The sequence below is a fragment of the Vibrio japonicus genome (assembly GCF_024582835.1).
Classification (GTDB): Bacteria; Pseudomonadota; Gammaproteobacteria; order Enterobacterales; family Vibrionaceae; genus Vibrio; species Vibrio japonicus.
Genome location: NZ_CP102097.1, coordinates 929144 through 947580 on the forward strand (window position 1 = coordinate 929144; position 18437 = coordinate 947580).

Annotated in this window: 14 protein-coding genes; 7 read left to right on the forward strand and 7 right to left on the reverse strand. The window is 44.4% G+C overall.

Annotation, left to right across the window (positions count from 1 at the left end):
- Positions 1–381 precede the first annotated feature (381 nt).
- Positions 382–1737: a maltoporin LamB gene (gene lamB / locus NP165_RS17370; protein WP_257085789.1), complete on the forward strand. Its 1356-nt coding sequence runs from the start codon at positions 382–384 to the stop codon at positions 1735–1737.
- A gap of 80 nt (positions 1738–1817) precedes the next feature.
- Positions 1818–2729 carry a MalM family protein gene (locus NP165_RS17375; protein ID WP_257085790.1) on the forward strand — a complete coding sequence of 304 codons (912 nt, stop codon included), beginning with the start codon at positions 1818–1820 and terminating at the stop codon, positions 2727–2729.
- Positions 2730–3013: 284 nt separating this feature from the next.
- On the opposite strand, the gene malK is transcribed toward NP165_RS17375, so the two are convergent.
- A complete protein-coding gene (gene malK / locus NP165_RS17380; RefSeq protein WP_257085791.1) occupies positions 3014–4132 on the reverse strand; it encodes a maltose/maltodextrin ABC transporter ATP-binding protein MalK in 1119 nt (372 codons plus the stop codon).
- Positions 4133–4808: 676 nt separating this feature from the next.
- On the opposite strand from malK, the gene malE reads away from it, so the two are divergent.
- From malE to malG, 3 genes are all read left to right on the forward strand, one after another.
- Positions 4809–5990 carry a maltose/maltodextrin ABC transporter substrate-binding protein MalE gene (gene malE, locus NP165_RS17385; RefSeq protein WP_257085792.1) on the forward strand — a complete coding sequence of 394 codons (1182 nt, stop codon included), beginning with the start codon at positions 4809–4811 and terminating at the stop codon, positions 5988–5990.
- 73 nt (positions 5991–6063) lie between these two features.
- Positions 6064–7638 carry a maltose ABC transporter permease MalF gene (gene malF / locus NP165_RS17390; protein ID WP_257085793.1) on the forward strand — a complete coding sequence of 525 codons (1575 nt, stop codon included), beginning with the start codon at positions 6064–6066 and terminating at the stop codon, positions 7636–7638.
- A gap of 11 nt (positions 7639–7649) precedes the next feature.
- The gene (gene malG, locus NP165_RS17395) at positions 7650–8540 is read left to right on the forward strand and encodes a maltose ABC transporter permease MalG (RefSeq protein ID WP_257085794.1); all 891 of its coding nucleotides are present in this window, start codon (positions 7650–7652) and stop codon (positions 8538–8540) included.
- Positions 8541–8961: 421 nt separating this feature from the next.
- Here the strand turns inward: malG and NP165_RS17400 are convergent, their stop codons facing one another.
- From NP165_RS17400 to yjeH, 6 genes are all read right to left on the reverse strand, one after another.
- Complete coding sequence (locus NP165_RS17400; protein ID WP_257085795.1) at positions 8962–9207, reverse strand: hypothetical protein; 246 nt, start codon at positions 9205–9207, stop codon at positions 8962–8964.
- Positions 9208–9322: 115 nt separating this feature from the next.
- Complete coding sequence (locus tag NP165_RS17405; RefSeq protein WP_257085796.1) at positions 9323–9808, reverse strand: acyl-CoA thioesterase; 486 nt, start codon at positions 9806–9808, stop codon at positions 9323–9325.
- A gap of 625 nt (positions 9809–10433) precedes the next feature.
- Entirely contained in the window at positions 10434–11870 is a 1437-nt protein-coding gene (locus NP165_RS17415) for a glyceraldehyde-3-phosphate dehydrogenase (RefSeq protein ID WP_257085798.1), read from the reverse strand.
- Between the two features lie 632 nt (positions 11871–12502).
- Positions 12503–12976, reverse strand: a complete 474-nt coding sequence (locus tag NP165_RS17420) for a dCMP deaminase family protein (RefSeq protein WP_257085799.1) — start codon at positions 12974–12976, stop codon at positions 12503–12505.
- 1108 nt (positions 12977–14084) lie between these two features.
- On the reverse strand, positions 14085–15431 hold the full coding sequence (locus NP165_RS17425) for a magnesium transporter (RefSeq protein WP_257085800.1): 1347 nt from the start codon (positions 15429–15431) through the stop codon (positions 14085–14087).
- Between the two features lie 111 nt (positions 15432–15542).
- Positions 15543–16802: an L-methionine/branched-chain amino acid transporter gene (yjeH, locus tag NP165_RS17430; protein ID WP_257085801.1), complete on the reverse strand. Its 1260-nt coding sequence runs from the start codon at positions 16800–16802 to the stop codon at positions 15543–15545.
- Between the two features lie 195 nt (positions 16803–16997).
- Here yjeH and NP165_RS17435 point away from each other — a divergent pair, with 195 nt between their 5' ends.
- Positions 16998–17447 carry an Lrp/AsnC family transcriptional regulator gene (locus tag NP165_RS17435; protein WP_257085802.1) on the forward strand — a complete coding sequence of 150 codons (450 nt, stop codon included), beginning with the start codon at positions 16998–17000 and terminating at the stop codon, positions 17445–17447.
- On the forward strand, positions 17437–18360 hold the full coding sequence (locus tag NP165_RS17440) for a LysR family transcriptional regulator (RefSeq protein WP_257085803.1): 924 nt from the start codon (positions 17437–17439) through the stop codon (positions 18358–18360). The genes NP165_RS17435 and NP165_RS17440 overlap by 11 nt, the downstream gene beginning before the upstream one ends.
- Positions 18361–18437 lie beyond the last annotated feature (77 nt).

An 18437-nucleotide genomic window follows, 5' to 3' on the forward strand; every position in this document is an offset into this window, starting at 1 on the left:
TCAAGCGCCTTATCTCAAAATTGTAATTGTAATTTTATTTCAGAATAACGATGGTTTGGTCAAAAAAGGTTGAGCTATTTGGCATTTTGTTGGTTGTATTAATTAATAATAAGGTGGCTCTACACCCTAGAATTGTGATTTACGACACGAATATGTCATTCTGTTAATTTTCTCATCCTTTCTCATCCCCCTGAGATATTTTTCATCCGGATGAAGTCGAAATACTCCTCCCTAAGTAATCTGGCAACAGTTGAAACAAATAGAGACTACGGCATTGCTAGCGTCTCATCTTACCTCTCTTTTATTAAATGCCTGTTACTGCCTTTCCAGGACTATATTGAGAGATGGAAAAAGAATAAGAAACCCTAAATGGAGTTAAAAATGAAAAAAGTAAGCGTAATTGCTGCTGCAGTGGCATCAACCTTAGCAGCTGGCGCATTTGCAGCTGACGTAGACTTCCACGGTTATGCACGTGCTGGTGTTGGTCTGAGCGGTGAAGGTTCTCATGCAACTTATGAAAAAGTGAAATTAGGCCGTTTGGGTAACGAAGATGACTTATACGCTGAAATCGGCTTAAACGCTGAGTTGTATAAGAAAGATGACGTAACATTTAACATCGAGTCATTAGTTGCGTACGGCCAAGCGGGTAACAACAACTGGGAAGGTAATTCCAACGCTCTTCGTGTGATGAACGTGCAAGCGAAAGGTCTAATGGAGTCAGACAAAGAAGCGGTACTTTGGGCTGGTCAGCGTTACTACCAACGTAAAGATATCCACATTACAGACTTCTACTTCCTAGACACATCTGGTGGCGCTGGTGGCGGTATCGAAAACCTATCTGTTGGCGGTGGTAAACTTTCTGTAGCGGTAATGCACGATGATGGTTCTCAATCAGTCAAAGATGGAAAAACACTGAAACTTTCCACTGCAGGTGAAGCTAGCTTAAAAGCTTGTGACGGTGACCTAAAGTGTGAAATGGATATCAAAAACAACAGCGCAAACTATGAAGAAACTGACGCATTCAAAGACGAGACAGTTTCAGGTTACACTTTAGACCTTCGTTACGCTGGTATCGATCTGTGGGAAGATGCAAACCTTGAATTGGCAGTGGCTTACGATTTTGCCTCTGAAGCGAAAGATCAAACAGTTCTAGCGGATGATGGTGTCCTTTTAACTGCTGTTTTGGGTCAAGGTCTATCAAATGGCTTTAACCAAACCGTACTGCAATACGGTACTGCGTCATACGGTGCGCAAATGGCGACTTACGGTGCAGGTGGTTGGTATGACCGTTCAGGCAAAAATAACGATGCCGATGGCTACCGTCTAATTAACTGGGGTGTGGTAGGTCTTGGTGACGCATGGGAACTAGGACACGTAGTCATGTTTGCTCAAGCGTCTGATGCATTTGCCAAAATTGGCGGCGTAGAAGCAACTGGTGACATTACGGCGTACAATGCAGTAATTCGTCCTGTATACAAATGGGATGAGCATATGAAGACGGTTTTTGAAGCGGGTTATTTCTACGATGAAATGGACGTTAATGGCGGCGGTGAAAACAAAGCTGCTGGTTCAAAGCTAACAGTAGCACAAGCTTGGTCTGCTGGTTCTAGCTTCTGGGCGCGTCCAGAAATCCGTGTATACGGTTCATACTTCATGGATCACGAAGCAGATAGCTTTGCTAGCAACACTGATGACTCAGAGTTCTCTGTTGGTATCCAAATGGAAGCTTGGTGGTAATATAGTTTCCTAGTTTTATAAGTCTTAAATAATAGCCGGCTTACGAAAGTCGGCTTTTTTCGTCAAAAGTAGAGGTGTAGATGAAACATTTAGTTCTGGGCTGCGCAATCAGTATGGCTTTGTTGGGCTGTGCGACGACAGAAACCGTTGTGTTTGATGCCAATAATGTTTCGGAAGTCGCAGAGTCTTACTCTCAAATTCAGTGGATTGATGTTGAGCCGACCAAGCGAGTTAACTTCTCGATTAATGAAAGAAATCAGAAGTATCAATTTGCATCCGGTATAAGCCCAATTGCGGCTTTTAATATTAATACCCAAGGGAAAGATCTCGATCTTGAAATAATCAGCCACTTTAAGAAAACCGTTTTTTATCCTAATGCGGTATTACTAAATGAAAACAATCAAATATTAAAAACGTTTACGACTGAAGATTTCGAATATCAACATGCCTATGGGTTGGATGGGGACCGTTTGACGGCGGAAGTGACCATACAACCGGTGGGTGAGCAACGCGTTAAGCTTTTGCTATATACCACGCCAGCATTGATCGAAGAAAAGTCTGAGATAATGCACCCTGTGAAACTCGACGCGATTGCACGTGGTAACTATCCGCCGGACGTTCCAAATCCGTTAATTCCTCATGCTCAATATGGCGAGCTCAGTATTGTTGCGAAAGTTGACAGTGCAATTCTTGTAGAAGAGCCATTGACGGTGTCGAGTACCGACACTGCGCACCAAAAGTTCAAAGAAGAACTGGCTAAAAATCAGCCCGTGCTAGAAAAGAAAGAGTTAATTCCAGTAATGGGGACTTCATTGGCTGTGGCAAGCCCTGCAACCCTTTCGGCCGAGCAGCAACAGTTCTATCTTTCTAGTATTGAAAACGCGGTAAAAGTTGGAATGCTTGACAAAGCATTGGCGTTACTTGAAGAAGCGAAAGCCCTTAACGTTGAAGGTGCTCAACAGGTATTTGTTAGCGCAGTAAATAGCAAGTAATTGCCAGAATAAAACATAAGAAGCACTCAGTAATATGGGTGCTTCGGCGGTGAAGCTAAGTTCCTACTCCTATACGACACATTTTCTCTCTATCTCTTTTCTTCTTCCTCTACTTTCTGCGTCTCAGTCAAATATGCGTACTTCCAGATTATTGATGTTTCCTGCGCAATAACCTGAACATTTACCTATTACTTACAGCACCGGAAACCGCCAAAGACAAAAAATCGGCTGGCACAATATATGTGACAGCCGATGTGAGAATAGATATTTAGCGCTGATTATTCTTAATCGAACTCAACACCAGACTCTTTGTATAGTCGTTGGCACGCAGTCCCATTACTATGGAATAGGTGACAACGGTGTGCTGGAATGCCGACAGATAGCTTATCGCCAGTTTCAACAGAAAGCGTATCTGGTTGACGGTAGATCATGTCTGCATCGGCGGCATCGATGTGCATGTAAACCTGAGTTTCGTTACCTAGTTTCTCAACAATGTTCACTTTGCCTTCGATTGTCGCATCCCCTTCGTTGGCTGGAACGAGGTGCTCAGGACGGATACCTAACGACATACGTTCGCCTTGATTCACGGTTGTGCCATCAACAGGAATCCAGAAAGCGGTTCCGTTTGCCAATTGAACCATCACACGCTCTTTTTCAACGGCTTCAATAGAGACGCTGATAAAATTCATTTTTGGAGAGCCAATAAACCCAGCAACAAAACGGTTTTGAGGATAGTGATACAGTTCAAGAGGTTTACCTACCTGTGAAACAAAACCTGCATCCAGAACGACAATTTTATCTGCCATGGTCATGGCTTCGACTTGATCGTGCGTTACGTAAATCATCGTACAACCAAGTTTGCGCTGAAGTTTTGTAATTTCAGAACGCATCTGAACACGTAGTGCTGCGTCAAGGTTTGAAAGCGGCTCATCAAGTAAGAACACTTGTGGTTGAGACACCAACGTACGTCCAATCGCAACACGCTGACGCTGACCACCAGATAGAGCTTTAGGTTGGCGTTCTAGAAGGTGGCTAAGTTGAAGGATCTCTGCGGCGTGTTCAACGCGTTTATTGATTTCGTTTTTATCTGCTTTAGCCAGTTTTAGGCCGAAAGACATGTTATCGAAGAGGTTTAAATGAGGGTAGAGAGCATAAGACTGGAACACCATTCCGACACCACGCTTTGATGGTTCTACATCGTTCATGCGCTCATCACCGATGTAAAGGTCGCCGGAGGTAATGTCTTCTAGACCAGCGATACAACGAAGCAGGGTAGATTTACCGCAACCAGATGGACCAACAAAAACGACAAACTCGCCTTCTGTGATATCTAAATCGACGTTTTTTGAAATTAAAACGTCGCCATAAGCTTTACATACATTTTTTAACGTGACACTCGCCATCTAGCTCGCCCTCGGTCAATATTTTTATTTGTACTGTCAAACATTATATGAATATTTGCGAAGACAGTAACTGTAGGAATTGGGTAAGACGTGGATTCTATCTCTTATGTAAGAAAAATGGGTGATGGATAACTCGCATCACCCGCCAAGGCCAATCATAAGTCTGCTTCCCCCTTACTTTAGTAAGTATCTCCCCCATTTCAGTCCGATCCAGAGATCAAATTCAATTCGAATACTTACGTAGTAATAGCAAACCCTGCGGCATTGTAAATCAGACAGTTAATTTGGTACTGACCAATCGACTACTGATAAGGGTTCTTACCATCCACTCTTGGATGTGTGTAGTTTCCCTAGATTGAGTGTTAGGCGCATCCTCCCGACCTTATTTTTTGTAGGGGGAGTAGATGAGGATGAGGGAGAGGAGGGGGTAAAAGGCGTAGCGAGATCGAGTTCAAATAAATGCAGTTGGTAAAATTGAAACTGATCACATAAAGAGTCATTTCTGTGACTTTCGTCCGATAGCTATGTCGATGAGGATCACGAAAGTAGTCCATAATATTGAGGGCGTAGGGAGTAGGAGGATGAGACACCTTTCGGTTTGGCTAAAAATAGATGTCGAAATACGGTGAAACCTCCTGGTCCAACCCTACGAGAGAAATATAACAAGGATATGAATATGAAAAACGCCCTAAGCACAGTCGCTCTAGGTACGCTAGTTGCTCTTGGTTCATTCGGTGCAAATGCTGCTATAGAAGAAGGCCAACTGACCATTTGGATTAATGGCGATAAAGGTTACAACGGTCTAGCGGAAGTTGGTAAACAGTTTGAAGAAGATACAGGTGTTAAAGTGACAGTGGCTCACCCTGATGCGCTTCAAGATAAGTTCCCTCAAACTGCTGCGACAGGCGATGGTCCTGATATTGTGTTTTGGGCTCATGACCGTTTTGGTGGCTACGCAGAATCTGGCTTGTTGGCTGAGATCAAACCATCAAAAGCAATTAAAGACGGCATTGTAGACTTCGCATGGGATGCAGTGAAATACGATGGCAAACTGATTGGCTATCCAGTTGCTGTTGAGTCTTTATCACTTATCTACAATAAAGATCTTGTGGCGAATCCACCTGAGAGCTGGGAAGACATTGCTAAGCTAGACGCTGAGCTTAAAAAAGATGGCAAGTCTGCGATTATGTGGAACCTAAAAGAACCGTATTTCACATGGCCACTTATGGCAGCAGATGGTGGTTATGCGTTTAAATTTAGCTCCGCTGGATACGATGTTAAAGACGCGGGTATCGCTAACGCTGGCGTAAAAGACGCAATGAACTTTGTGAAAGGTCTTGTCGATAAAGGGGTGATTTCATCGGATATGGATTACTCGGTATCTGAATCTTCATTCAACCAAGGCCAAACTGCGATGATCATCAATGGCCCTTGGTCTTGGGGTAACATCGAAAAGTCAGGCATTAACTACGGCGTGAGCACGCTTCCTAAATTTAACGGTAAGCCTTCTAAACCATTTGTTGGTGTACTAACAGCAGGCATTAGCACTGCGTCACCTAACAAAGACCTAGCAGTGGAATTCATCGAGAATTACCTATTGACCAACGAAGGTCTGGGTAAAGTGAATGCTGATAAACCATTAGGTGCGGTTGCGCTTAAATCTTACCAGAATGAGCTGGATTCTGACCCACGCATTGCTGCTACGATGAACAACGCGATGAATGGCGAAATCATGCCTAACATCCCTCAGATGAACGCATTTTGGGGTAGCGCGAAAAACGCAATCATTAACATTGTAGATGGTCGCCAAACTGTAGACGAAGCGTTAGCGGATGCAGAAAAACAGATGATCAAATAATTACTATCAATTTTTGGGGAGAGGGCAACTTCTCCCTATTTTCTAAGTTTTATTATCGCTAGCAGGTTCCTCTATGCAGTCAGTTCAAGGTACCGATGTTATGACATCAACAACAACGAGCTTGCCATCAAGTAAAAATGTATTCATTAAGTGGGCACTGCTTGGCAGTGTGGGCGTCCTTAATGGTTATGCAACGATTTTAATGTACTCGCGTGGTGAGATGGCGTTTGCGCTGCTTACCCTTATTCTAACCGCACTGGCCTTGTATATATTCGGCAGCAAAAAAACGTATGCTCACCGTTATATCTATCCAGGCATCGCGGGTATGATCCTTTTCATCCTTTTCCCACTCGCGTACACAGTCGGTTTGGCATTCACTAACTACAGTGCCAAAAACCAGCTTACGCTAGAGCGTGCGCAAACCGTTTTGAAAGAGCGCACGTTTCAAAGTGGTGATAGCTACCCATTCACGTTGTACAAGACTGAAAACGGCCACCGCATTGCTGTGGAGAAAGGCGATCAACTTTTGGCAACGGATGAATTTAACCTTTCCGCACTTTCAGCTGAAGATTTTGAATTAACACCCGTTGAGTCTGTTGCCGGTGAAAAAGAGAAGATCAGAGCCATCATTAGCAATAAAGATGCGCTAGGTAGCATTGATCTCCACATGCCATCAGGTGAAGACATCCGTATGAGTGGACTGCGTAAATTTGCGGCGGTCGTTCCTCTCTATACGCTTCAAGAAGATGGTGAATCTCTTTATAACAATGAGACAGGCGAAACGCTGCGTCCAAATATGGAAGTGGGTTTCTATCAGCCAGTTGACGAGAACGGTCAATTTATCGGCTCAACGGTTTCACCTGGTTTTGTGGTAGAGATTGGTACGCACAACTTTGAACGTGTTTGGAAAGATGATGGCATCAAAGAACCGTTTATTAGCATATTTATCTGGACGGTGATCTTCTCTGCGGTCAGTGTTGCATTGACGGTGATTATCGGTTTGGTGTTAGCCAGTATTGTGCAGTGGGAGGCGCTAAAAGGACGTGCTATTTATCGCGTACTACTGATTCTGCCATACGCTGTACCAGCCTTTATCTCTATTTTGATTTTCAAAGGTTTGTTTAACCAAAGCTTTGGTGAAGTGAACATGGTGTTGGAGGCTATGTTTGGCCTTAGCCCTTCATGGTTCTCAGACCCTTTCCTTGCGAAAACAATGATTATCATTGTGAATACGTGGCTGGGCTTCCCTTACATGATGATTCTGTGTATGGGACTACTCAAAGCGATTCCGGACGATCTCTATGAAGCTTCGGCGATTGACGGTTCAAACTTTGTGACAAACTTTACCAAAATCACACTACCCTTGATGATTAAACCGCTCACACCTTTATTGATTGCAAGCTTCGCGTTTAACTTCAATAACTTTGTATTGATTCAGCTTCTAACCCAAGGTGGTCCGAATATGATTGGCACGTCAGAGCCAGCAGGTTATACGGATCTATTGGTTAACTACACGTATCGAATCGCGTTTGAAGGCGCTGGTGGTCAAGACTTTGGCTTAGCAAGCGCAATCGCAACACTTATCTTCTTACTTGTGGGTGCACTCGCGTTGCTTAACCTACGTGTAACGAAAGTAGCTCAGGACTAAGGAGGTTCAAAATGGCAATGGTACAAGGTAAATCTCTTAAATACCGTGTATGGGCAACCCATATCGCTATGTGGGCATTCCTATCGATGATTATCTTCCCACTATTGATGATCGTAGCGATTTCGTTCCGTGAAGGTAACTTCGCAACAGGGAGTATTATTCCGGATAACCCATCCTTGGAGCACTGGAAATTAGCACTTGGTTTCTCGGTCACGAATGCAGATGGCTCAGTGACACCTCCTCCATTCCCAGTTCTCACTTGGTTATGGAACTCGGTAAAAGTGGCGGGCATTTCGTCTATATTGATCGTTGCTCTGTCTACCACGTCTGCTTACGCATTTGCCCGTATGAGATTTAAAGGTAAGAACACAATCCTTAAAGCGATGATGATCTTCCAAATGTTCCCAGCAGTACTGGCGCTAGTGGCACTTTATGCTTTGTTCGACAAACTTGGACAATATATTCCGTTCCTTGGCTTGAACACGCATGGAGGTCTGATTTTCTCTTACTTAGGTGGTATTGCACTGCACGTATGGACAATCAAAGGCTACTTTGAAACGATTGATAACTCGCTAGAAGAAGCGGCAGCGCTTGATGGTGCAACACCGTGGCAAGCCTTTAGATTGGTACTGCTTCCGTTGTCTGTACCGATTCTAGCGGTCGTATTTATTCTTTCATTTATTATGGTCGTAGGCGAAGTTCCGGTAGCATCATTACTACTTTCTGATGTAGAATCTTACACATTAGCGGTTGGTATGCAGCAGTATCTCTACCCTCAGAACTATCTATGGGGTGATTTTGCAGCAGCAGCAGTATTGTCTGCTTTACCAATTACGATCGTATTCTTACTTGCGCAGCGTTGGTTGGTCGGAGGATTAACCGCCGGCGGTGTGAAAGGTTAATAAGAACGATAAGGGCGGCCGAGAGGTCGCCCATTTGTTTCTCGACTTAACATCATTTGGTTTGGCCGCCGATCAGTTAAGAAGAAAACACTACTGGCGTTACGCATAGCTGGCTGTTAGCTAGATTCCTTACTATTTCACTACTAACAGTTTTTGTAACCATAGCCCGAGCAATGCTCGGGCTTTTGTTTTTGTGGCGGTGATTATAAAGGTCTTTTACTAACCATACTTTTGGTGTGGCAAAGCGTGCGAGGCATTACTCACAGTTATATGTAATGAGTTAGAAGTGACAATAGATTTGTTGACTGGTCTATAAATATTGGTGGTTTGGCGCGAGAAAGAGTGGCGAGTGCCAGAAATAAGTTTTAAACGTTTTCAGGAAATGAGCGAAGCCGTCTACCCAATCCCATCATTTACATTCTTAAAGCTCTCGGCTTGAAGGTGCGCATCCCATGTATTGCAGCAAAACGTAGATGCTTTCTTGGGAGAGTGCAACGCGACGAAAGAGATCTGCAAACGTATCATCCCCACCAAAACACGCCTTGATATAGTGGTTGATTTCGGTATCTGCGTAACCTTCAACATACATAGTGCGAACCCACTGGTATTCAACCGCTTTTAGGTTAGACAACGTATTTTCACTCAGTGTAACTTCGCTTATGTTCACTCACAGTCCTTTATACAATTATATGTGCTAGAGGATTAAATCAGATCAATGTGAATGAATGATGACAGGAAAGTGTAAAAAAGAGGCATTAAAGCCTCTTGCAAGAATTAAAACCTTATTTAAGGTACTTAACGTGCGCTTCCATCTCTTCACCTATTTGTTGACGCATGTTCATAAGGCGGATGGCAGAGTCTCTTAGCTCTATGTCTTCAGGGGTTTCTGGCACCCACTCAGGAACGGAGGTAGGTTTACCATTTTCATCGACAGCAACCATAATCACGATGCAGTGCGTAGTTAAACGGTTTTTCAGTTCTTTCGGGTCGCTGGCTTGAACATCAATCGCAATATGCATTGAGCTTCGGCCTGTGTAGATCACCTTTGCGCTGACTTCAACGAGGTTACCGACGTGAATCGGCTGAACAAATCGAATTCCGCCAGCGTAGGCAGTAATACAGTACTTACCGCTCCATCCTGCCGAGTTTGCGTATGCTGCTAAATCGATCCATTTCATTACGGCGCCACCATGGACTTTGCCGCCAAAGTTTACATCTCCGGGTTCAGCGAGAAAACGTAGGGTTGTTGTGCGTTGACCAGTGCTCATCTGTCAATCCTGTATTTGCTATATGTTTATTGTTAATAACAAAATGATTACTCACGCGCAACACATATTCGACGGTCGTCTAAGATTTGTTTGGCATGTAATAGATGAAGGAATGAAAGACAGGGGAGAGCAGCAACATGCCGATAGTGAAGATGTCGTGAATCAGCTTTGGATGCGATCCGGTTCTTATCTGTCGCGTGCGCCCCAGTCCATACGGAATTTGCTTTATTGCATGACTTATTTGCAATGCCTATTTGGATACGTCCTCGTATTCGCCTTCGAGCACAGTGCCATGACTGCTGGTGTTAAACGTAGCCGAGTTGGCCTTACTTTTATTCAGTAATTTTTTACCAGTAATGATTGCGAAGATTGTTACTGGTATCGCTAAAATAAGCCCCATCACCAGGGTTAACACACTAATAAATAGTACAACGATACTTGTGATTATTCTCTTCATAGTGAACCTCTTCTGTTTCGTCTATTAGGCTAATTTATCATCAATGAATCAAAGATGAACAAATGCAAAAAAGCCACTTTCAGTGTATGAAAGTGGCAATAACATAGGGATTATTATAAGAGTTGTGGAGGTTTGCTCCTGACAGCGCCAGGAGCTTAATTCTTCGAATTATTTGCTAGGGTAAGTTTTGTAACGTACGCCCATCATTTGTTCCATACAGTGAACAACCTGGCAGCTGTAACCGAATTCGTTATCGTACCAGATGTACAGTACGCAACGGCTGTCTTGCGCGATAGTTGCAGCGCCGTCAACAACACCAGCGAAACGAGAACCCACAAGGTCTGTAGATACAACTTCTGTAGACTCTGTGTAGTCGATTTGCGCTGAAAGCTCAGACTTTAACGCCATTTCACGTAGGTACGCGTTTAGCTCTTCTTTGTCTGTGCCCTTTTCAAGGTTCAGGTTAGCAATAGCCATAGAAACGTTTGGCGTTGGTACACGAATCGCGTTGCCTGTTAGTTTGCCCGCAAGCTCAGGTAGTGCTTTCGCTACCGCTTTCGCAGCGCCAGTTTCTGTCAGTACCATGTTTAGCGATGCACTACGGCCACGACGCTCGCCTGAGTGGAAGTTATCAATCAGGTTTTGGTCGTTAGTGAATGAGTGAACAGTTTCGATATGACCTGATGTCACACCATACTTATCATTCATCGCTTTTAAGATTGGTGTAATAGCGTTGGTCGTACAGCTTGCTGCAGAAACGATCTTATCTTCTGGCAGGATAACATCTTGGTTAACGCCGAATACTACGTTCTTAATGTCGCCTTTACCTGGAGCAGTAAGCAGAACTTTTTCCGCACCTTTACAATCCAAGTGTTGGCTAAGGCCGTCAACGTCACGCCAAACACCAGTGTTGTCAACAATAAGAGCGTTGTTAATGCCAAAGCTAGTGTAGTCCACTTCTTCTGGCTTGTTCGCGTAGATGAACTGGATGTAGTTACCATTCGCGATGATTGCTTTGCGCTCTTCATCTACGATGATGCTGCCGTTGAATTGACCATGAACAGAGTCACGACGTAGTAGGCTTGCACGCTTCTCTAGGTCGCCTTTCTTACCACCACGTACAACAACAGCACGCAGACGAAGTGGGTAACCTGGACCGCTTTTCTCAACTAATAGTCGAGTCAGTAGTCGGCCGATACGACCAAAACCATAAAGGACAACATCACGTGGTTCGCTAACAGTTTGACCATCCATTGCGCCTAGTAGCTGGCTATGAAGGAAGTCTTTAACACCGTGTTCGTCGTCACGACCTTGCCAAAACTCATGCGCCAACTGGCCAACATCGATACGGCATGGAGACAGTTCCATTTCCGAAAGTGCTTTGATAAGAGGAAGAGTTTGCTCTGGAGAGAGAGGAGTACCTGTGTAGCGGCGAGCTAGACGGTGAGTCTTGATAATATCAATTGTCGCTGCATTCACTAGCGTTTTACCAAAAAGTAAAACTTCTACGCCTTTCTGACGGTAAAGCTGACCAAGTAGTGGCGAGATGATTTCCGCAATCGTTTGGCTAGTTTGCCAGTCTAGTAGATGTTTCTCTGGACTCATTTTTCGTTGGACCTTTCGCTTTTGGGGACTGACTCTACCCGCGTTGTAGGGGAGGCGAGTAGAGCTTGGAATATATTGTATTCATTTTGTAATTTTTATGGGGCAGGATTGTAAGCCCACCTCCCCTTATTCTGCTAGTAAAAATAATGATAGGTGAATACGCTGTTAACGCGGAGCTTTGTAGCGATATTAGCTGTAAATTTGTCGTCGTTTGGACTATTGACAATAAAAAAGTGTGCTAGTTAATTTTCATCAAAAAATACCAATAGCACTTTAATGGCGGTAATGAATGAAAATTTACGTATTCATTTGTGACTACAAGTGCATTACAAACAGAAATGGTAAACGAAAAAAGGCACTATGCAGTGAGTGTGGTTACAAAGTTGATATTTGCCCGTTTAGACCATGAAAACGCGAGGAAATTTTTGTATTTCTTTGAACTGAGTGAGTGTTTCTTATGCGCTCTACAAACTAAGTTTGCATGGTTTGGTTCAAAGTGACGGAAATTCACAGAGGATAATGAGAGAGATTTGGTTGTTTACACGCCACCAACACGTTTGAATGTTGGCAGCGTCAGGCATTATTTGAGTAGCGGCTAAATTTAAAGTGACGCCTCAGCGTTGCAGCAAGAATCAATCAACTTTTTTAAGCTGTGGAGGGTATTCTGATAGTTCATTAAGTGGAAGCCAGTTTACTTTAACGCCAGCTTGAAGAAACATTTCTTGGCTCACTTTAATTTTGTCGCCCCAGCGAGATAGAAAGTCCACCGTTTGCTCTGGGCAGTGGACAGCCGATATGCCTGTTTGAATAATCTTTGCTGCACAGTTAGGGCAAGGAAAATGCGTTACCCATATTTCACAACCATCAAGATCGCGTTTAGCAAACAAGATGGCGTTTTCTTCAGCATGCAGAGTTTTAAGATATTTCATTTCTCTATCGTCGGTTATTGCACTGTCTGAAATACCATGTGGGTAGCCATTAAAACCGACAGAAACAATACGGTTCTGCTTGGTAATGACCGCGCCGACTTGAGTGGATGGGTCTTTACTCCACGAGCCAACAAGTTCAGCCATTTGGTAAAAACGTTGCGCCCATTTAGAAATCATTCAAATTTTCCTCTAGGAAATGTTTATCTGCCTAACGTACTGATAGGCATGGAATAGGTTAATTGTGATAGAGATCGCCTAATAATATCCTAATTTCTTGCTCGAGAGTCCAGCAAAAAAGGTGGTCAGCGGAGTGTTTGTCGCGCACAAACTCATCATGGAGTGATTTGTATCACGCTTTGTTTTGATGTGGTGCGAACTACTTTTCAGCGATCGGTCATATTCGTTGTGAGAGATCTCTTACAAAGATGTGAGTTTAAATCGTATATTCTCTGAGGATATTTCAGTTAAATTTTATAAGATGTTGATATTTAATGGTTTAATTTTGTTGGTTGATTGGGTGAATGCAAGCGAGCCAAAAACTTACGTTGTTAAAAACGGCTGCTGGCATATTCTTGAGTTGTCAGCAGGAAGCAGACATGGAACAGGAAAGACCCAAGGATTGGTCATCTTCAGGAAGAAGATTCGATTGTTTAGGATGAGCAGTCGGCACGGAAAGCAAAGGACATTGGCTGGACGCTAGTAACTAGGATGGTTACTCAAGGACAAACAATGGACGCTTAAAGGACTAAGGCAATTTCTGTCAGGATGACAGAGTCAGGGACACCGCTTAAGGATAAAGCGATGAGAGTTAGCGAGGATTGCTAACGGGCTGGATTGCCAAGGACACCGCTAGGAAGGCGATGATAAGGAAAGAGCTGAAGGATTCAGCGTACTATCAGGGAATAGATGCAGGGAGCACCTATTAGTAGCCGGATTGCTGCGAGTAAAGATTAAACCCCACTAGGCGAAAGCTTAGTGGGGTTTTCTTTTATCTTTGTTTTCATATTGCATTTTTGCAAGGCCCATAAAAAAGAAGAGCCAATCTCAAAAGGGTGAGATTGGCTTGTATGAGTGTGAACATTTAGGTTCACTAACAACGTCAGTTGGCTAGGTGACCCCTGGCTTATTAAGGGTCGATATTATTAATGCAGCATATGTGCCAAGTTTTATAGGCGGTATTTCAATAAATTTCTAGTCCTTTAGTGTTAGATTTCTCTAATTCGATTGCATATTGAAAATGCAAAATGCAACTGTTTGCAATAGTGGAAAAATGGAAGGCATATCACTAAAGCATGACAAGGCTGGCGGTTCCTAAAAACGCAAAAAATCCAACGACGTCTGTTACTGTGGTCAAAATAACGGAACCTGCCAAAGCTGGATCAAGTTTTAACTTGTCCAGAGCGATTGGAATCAATACACCAAACATCGCAGCGGTGATGATGTTGACGACAATAGCTAACGCGATCGTTGCGCCTAAAATCATCGATTGGAACCACAACCCTGCGAGTGCCCCGATGATCACCGCCCATAAAAGCCCGTTGATTGATCCAATGCCAATTTCGTTTTTTAACAGCGCCCAGCGGTTGCCTACAGTAATCTGATTTAACGCCATAGCACGTACCATCAGTGTTAGGGTTTGGCTGCCAGCGATGCCACCCATTGAAGCGACGATCGGCATTAAGACGGCTAGCGCAACAACTTGAGCAATAACGTCTTCGAATAAGCCAATAGTGATCGAAGCGAGAATCGCAGTCATCAGATTAATGCCAAGCCAGACCCCACGTTTCTGTGAACTTTTTATCACAGGGGCAAACAGGTCATCACCTTCATCCATACCGGTACCTGCCATCAAGCGTGATTCGTATATCTCGCGTTGGGTACTCAGTGCAAACTGCCAATCGACCTCACCAATAAGGAGTTGTTCGTCATCAATAACAGGCATTGTGGAGGTAGAAGAGTGCTCCAAGGCTTCGATGCTTTCCGCGAGGGTGAGTTTGGCGTTGAGTGTCACGACATTATCGCTCGACAGATTCTTTAGCCTTTCTGATGCCTCTGCACGTAGCAAATCAATATAGCTGACAATGCCACGAAACTGTTTACGCTTATTGATTAAGTAAATTTGTTGGGGGGCGTCATAACTGTAACGCTCCATCAACGCTTTCGCTCTTTCTACTGAAATATTGAACGGAAGTGTGACTATTTTACGTTCGGCCCAACGTCCTAACTCATCATCGTCGTACTCTTTCGCTTGGTCGTAGAGTTCTAGCTCATCCTTTTCGATGAGTTGGAGTGCTTCGTTGATGATCTCATCCGGCAGTGAGTCGGCCCATTCGATCAACGACAAGTTGTCGAGCTTCGCCAGAGTGATCTTTAGCTCAGTGTCTGAAAGTGCAGCAATGATGGAGTTACGTACATCTGCACGCGCGTCGGTTAACACATCAATGTGCAGCTCCAATGGCAGACCCCGCCACAACCGTACACGGTCATCAATCGGGAATGCTTCCAAAATGAGCGCGATGGAACCTGTTTCGAGGCCTTCTTCAATATAGTCGTTTAAGATTTGGTTTTGTTGCTCATCATCAGCACGAGCAATGGTCTGTATTTGATGAGATAGCTCTTGAAATTCGCTCATCCGATTTACTCCGCAAGCTTACGGTTTAATTCACTGGGCACATGTTAGCAGAAGAGGAAAGCCGGGGAATTAGAATTTATGAAAAAAGCCCAGAAATTCTGGGCTCTTAAGCTATTCGGGTTTTGGTTGTTTAATGGGTCGCAGCTTTACCCAAGGAATAGAGAATAGCGCCAAAATGGTGAGTGCATAAAGCATAGCCCAGCCCAAGCAGATAAAAACGATGGTGCATAAAATTAATGCAATTCCTGCGAGTACTTTTCCAACCCCAGTAAGGAGCTTGTAGGCTGAGAGCATCGCCAACAGATAAATCAAAACGAAGACACTGTTGGCGAGTTTAAGAAAGAACTCAAGATCCAATCCAGAAAACTCCCCCACAACGCAGGAGATAACTAGCACCCCGCCAATGACAAGCGTTGCATTAGCAGGCACACCTTTAATTGATATTCTGGCAAGTGGGCTAGTTGGCCTGTATTCACGAGCTTGCGCCCACACCATGCGTGCGAGGCTTTGTGTATACAGGTTCACACTGGCAAAACAGGCTGCAAATCCAAGTAAGCTGATCAGAACTTTGAACTGATTGCCAAACAGTTGTTCTGAGATCCAAGGAATCGAGGTACTTTCAAATTCCGGTGAGCCGTAAGCGCCCAGTTTTAGGATCACGACGGAACACGCCCAGTATGTGGCACCAGCGATAAAACTGCCAACTAAAATGGCTATTGGAAAGTCGCGCTGCGGGTTTTTAAACTCCTCTCCCATGTGGGCAAACGCTTCGATACCCACGAAACACCAGAACATGACGCCAAGCGCAGCGCCAATGGCCCAAACGGACTCCGAGTGAAGTACTGGCATGGAGATATCTTGAGTGGAGACATCGCTTTTCCACCAGAAAGCCGCCACAAGAGCGAAGACGCTCAGAGCAATCACCGTTTGCAACCGGCCTGACGATTTTGTCCCAGCCAAATTGACCACCATTAACAATACAACGGTAATGACTTGGGCAAGAATTGCGGAGTTTGCTGCGTCGGGCAACAGTTGTTGTAAAAAGCCAGCAGCCAGTGCGATAGCGGCGGGTACTCCAACGGGTATTACGCTAACGAACAACCAAGCGACGCTCTTTTCTAGTCGCTTATCAAACGCCTGGCGCACGAAATAAGCAGTACCTCCTGCGCTTGGGTATCGTTTGCCGAGCTGAGCAAAAGTGAGCGCAATTGGACATATCGCGATAAACAGTAATCCCCATGCCCACAGTGACAAGTGTCCCGCAATACCAGCGGCGATCGCCGGAACCATAAATAGCCCAGTGCCTAACAACGTTGTCGAGAGTTGTCCTATTCCTGAAATAAGGGTTATTTCTTTTTTTAATTCGCCCATAGTATCCATTCCTTGAGATATAGCGGTAGCTTACTCAATAACCTCGGGATAAGCAGCCATCATTTCGTCGTAGATAGCCGTCAATTTAACGGAATCACAGCCAAATTTATGCAAAGTGACGGCTTTATTGGCAGACGTATTTGTGTCACATTACCTGAAATCAACAGGATAAGTTGAGTTATGACAGGAAGTAATATGGATAAGTTTGATCGCCAAATCGTAGAAATACTAAAACATCAGGCTCGCGCATCAGTGAGTCACATCGCCCGAGAAGTGAACCTTTCCCGTTCTGCCGTGACGGCCCGCATTCAAAAGCTCGAAACAGATAACGTCATTTTGGGTTATCACGCACAACTTGCACCGGTGAAGAACGCACCCAAGATACAAGCTTATATGGCGCTTAAGTTTGACATGTCTGCGACCATTCATTATTGCGAAACCTATGCGAACCGAATCTATCAGATTGACGGCGTGAAATGGTGCCATGCTATCAGTGGCGAAACCGATATGATGCTGTTTGTGGAAGTTGCTAGCATGGAGCGTTTAAACCAGATTAGAGACGAGTTGCGAGCGATTCCTGAGCTTCGTCACTTGATGACCCACACCGTACTGACTGAATTTTTTAATACCGCGCATGCCTCTTAATCATATTAATCTTAATTTACTGCGTTCGTTGCAGGTCTTATTGGATGAATGCCATGTTAGCCGCGCAGCGGAGCGTTTGAATATCACGCAATCTGCTGTTAGCCGTCAACTTTCTCAATTGCGTGAACTGTGCCGCGATCCACTGTTAGTCAGAGATGGGAATGCGCTAGTTCCCACACCAAGAGCGGTGGCGATACAAGCGAGATTGAATGACCTACTCGGGGAGTTTGAAAGCTTACTGAGCGATGACCTATTTGACCCGAAAACGTGGAAGCAAGAGTTTGTTATCTCATCCAGTGACTACGTTGCGCAGCACATCATGCCGGATGTGGTTTCCGTGATGGTCGAGCAGGCTCCCAATGTGAACATCGCGTATCGCTTGTGGCAACCGGACTATTTGCAGCAGTTCAATGCGAGCGGTATCGACTTAGCCTCAACTATGCTGCCGGAACAACCAGAGAGTCTGAGCAGTATTAAGATCGGTGAGGACAAATCGGTGTGCTTAATGCGACAAGGGCATCCGTTATTGGAGAGTACAACCGTCAGTTGCGATAACCTCGTTGCTTATCCACATTTAAAAGTGACGGGTGGGGGAGACAAGGACTCCAGCGCCGACGTCGTTCTCAATGAACTGGGTTTTCAGCGACGCATCGCGTTGAAAGTGCCGTTTTTTTCTGCTGCTATTAATGCATTAATGTCCAGTGATTATCTGATGATTGTCCCTGAGCACATAGCGGTAAACCTTTCCAATGACTACCCATTAGCCTATTGTCCATTGCCTTTTGAAACACCGCACCATCAATATTGGTTGATGTGGCATCCCAAATATGACCAAGACAAAGCGCACCAATGGATGAGAGAGTTAGTGTTAAAGGCAATGCGCACGTCACGCTATTCGATTGGTATGACTTAAAATCATAGTGATTATTCTTAAGTTTGATTTCAAATCATTATGTGTGTGGATTAAGTTAAACATATCGGTAACACAAC